The organism is Streptomyces recifensis (assembly GCF_002154615.1).
Classification (GTDB): Bacteria; Actinomycetota; Actinomycetes; order Streptomycetales; family Streptomycetaceae; genus Streptomyces; species Streptomyces griseoluteus.
Window position 1 is genome coordinate 1 of record NZ_MUNH01000300.1, and the last position, 2,771, is coordinate 2,771.

General features: G+C 72.9%; 2 protein-coding genes. Both read right to left on the minus strand.

What is annotated here, in order from left to right:
• Window positions 1-1,360: condensation domain-containing protein (locus CCN33_RS17075; RefSeq protein WP_244173838.1), on the minus strand; the 1,360-nt coding region annotated here is incomplete at its 3' end.
• Window positions 1,357-2,771, minus strand: a 1,415-nt coding sequence (locus CCN33_RS17080) for an acyl-CoA dehydrogenase family protein (RefSeq protein WP_086694459.1), incomplete at its 5' end; no start/stop codon positions are given. The genes CCN33_RS17075 and CCN33_RS17080, both read right to left, overlap by 4 nt.

Here is a 2,771-nt window from a genome sequence, read left to right on the forward strand (position 1 = left end):
AGCCCGCCGGCACGGCCGCCCGACCCGCCGCGGCGTCGGCGGGCCGGGCCGGGGCGGCGGGGGCCAGCACCTCGGCGAGCGGGGCGTCGGGGTCGGCCGCGATGGCGCGCAGGATGGACAGGTAGTCCCCCGCCATGGCGCGCACCAGGGCGGCACCCAGGGAGCCGGCCGGGTCCTTCCACAGCAGATGGGTGCCGCAGCTGTCCTGACGGACCATGAGGGCCAGCCGGAATCCGGCGGTGCTCTCCATGTCCAGCAGGCTCAGCCGTGCCTCGCCGCCGCCGTGGCTCAGCCCGATGTCGTGGACGTCCACGCCCGTGTGCAGGCCGGCGTGCCAGTACTGGAAGACGGCCTGGTGGGTGCGGCGCTGGGCCTCGGGGCCGGTCAGGCCGGCGGCGCGCATGATGGCGGGAAGCGGCAGGTCACCGTGGGCGAGGGTCTCCTTGACCCGGCCACGCACCCTGGCCAGGAGGTCGCGGTAGCGGTCGTCGGCGCGGACCGGCACGCGGACCGGCAGGGCGTTGACGAAGTAGCCGACGCGGTCGCGTACTTCGGGCAGTGAGCGGCCGTGGTACGGCAGGAACGAGAGCACGTCGCCGCTCCCGCTGTGGCGCCGCAGCAGGGCGTACCAGGCACCCATCAGCACGGTGGCGAACGACATGCCCGACTCGGCGGCGCGGTCGCGCAGCGCGGCGGCGAGGTCCTGCGGGAGGGCCTCGCTGAGGACGGTGTAGCGGGGTTCCTCCTGTCCTGCGGGCAGGGTGAAGTCACCGCCGCCGTCGGCGAGGGTCTCCTTCCAGTGGAGCCTGTGCTCCTCCCCGAGGGGGCCGTCGGCGAGATCGCGCGTCCGTGCGGCGAAGGCGGCGAGAGCCGGGGCGTGGTCCTCGCGCGGGAGCTCCTCACCGCGGTAGGCGGCGCGCAAGGCGTCCAGGAACAGCAGGACGGAGGCGCCGTCGTGGACGAGGTGGTGCACGGCGATCAGCAGGACCGTGTAGTCCGGGCCGTCGATGACGTCGACACGGGCGAGGGGGCCGCCTCGCAGGTCGAAGGGGGTCTGCCAGGCGGTCCGGATCGCGCTGTCGCGGTCCTGGGCGGTGCGCGTGCGCCGGACGGCGATGTCCGGGGCGTTCGACCAGTCGAGGACCGGTCCGTCCGTACCCGCACGCACGCGGGCGCGGAGCTGCGGGAACGCCTCACCGGTCTCGGCGACGGCGTGGCGGAGCCGGTCGAGGTCCAGGGTGCCGCTCACCTCGAAGGGCAGGGGAATGATGTGGGTCCACTGCTCGGGGTCGAGTTTCCAGGAGACCCACATCGCCTCCTGTCCCACGGTCAGCGGGACGTGCAAAATGGATGTGCTCATGACAGTCCCTTATCGATGCTGCCACCGTGGGACGGGCGCGGGGCGCCGTCGGCGGCGAGGTATGCGTACGCGGTACCGGACATCCACGCGGAGGCGACCGCCTCGGCGTCCGGTCCGGGCGGGCTCTGAAGCCGGCCGAGGAGATCGGTCACCCGCTGCCGGGCTGCGGTGCAGAAGATGTCGGCCAGCGCCTGGGCACTGTCGTCCCCGGCGGCCGAGAGCTTGGAGGCGCGGGCCAGCACGAGCGTCACGCCGAGGATCTCCCGGCTGATCCCGGCGAGTTGGATGAGAGTGCGCTCCTCGGCGTCGAGCTCCGCACGGTCGGGGTGGCTGCGGGCCAGGCCGAGGCAGGTGCGTCCGAAGGCCCGGGTCTGCTCCGCCGCCCATCGCAGGTGACCGAGGTTGCGGCCGGTGAGGACCGTGCCGGTGGTGTCCAGGGGAGCCTCGTCCGCGCCTTCGAGTGCGGCGGCGTGGTCCGGCTCGGGGTAGTAGTACGACAGGATCGCGCGCTGGGCGATCCAGTAGTCGATCTGGAAGTCGACACCGCCGGAGATGCGCAGGTTGCGCAGATCCCGCAGGAAGCGTTCGACGGGGACGGGGGGTGCGCCGCGCAGCCGCTTGCTGGGCGCCGTCTCGTACCCCTCACCGGCCAGCAGGGACATGGCGCGCTCGGCGGTCTCCCAGGCGAGGAGCGAGGAGGCGTTCTTGACGGCGTTCTGCTCGAACCGGAGGTTGAGGCCCCGGCCCTGGTCCTCGGGGAGCAGACACCACTGGGCCATGGTCTCGATGGCGAAGGTGTCGGCCAGACTCTCGGCCAGTCGCCGCCGCACCTCGTCGTACTCCGCCAGCGGCCGCCCGTCGATCACTCGTCGGGCGGCGAATTCGCGCATCCAGCCCACGCACAGCCGGGCGACGGCGAGCGACGGAGCCGCGATCAGGTGCATGCGGCCGCGGCCGACGAGCCGGGCGGTGGCGGGGGTGGTGCGGACGACGTGACCGAGGTCCCGCTCGACGAGTATGTGGCCGCCGCTCACCCGTACGTCCTCGAACTCCAGCCAGCCGTTGGGGAATCCTCTGATGCCCATGTACGTGTGCCAGTCACCGCTGGTCACTCCGGGGCTGTCGGTACCCACGAAGAACATCCGCACCCGGTCGACGCCGTCCTCGTGGACCGTGGCGGAGACGCTGACCACCTCGGCGACGGGCGCGTGCCCGACGAAGACCTTGCTGCCGTTGAGCAGGTAGTCGTCGGTTCCCTCGATGCGGGTCGCGGTGGTGAACCGACGCTGGTTGGCCGCCCCTTGGGGTTCGCTGTCCGCGCTGGCGGAGCGGGCTCCCCTGCGCACGACGTCACTGAGCAGGTCGCGCAGCGGGCCTTCGGGCGCCACGGCGAGGAAGGCCCCGGCGCCGA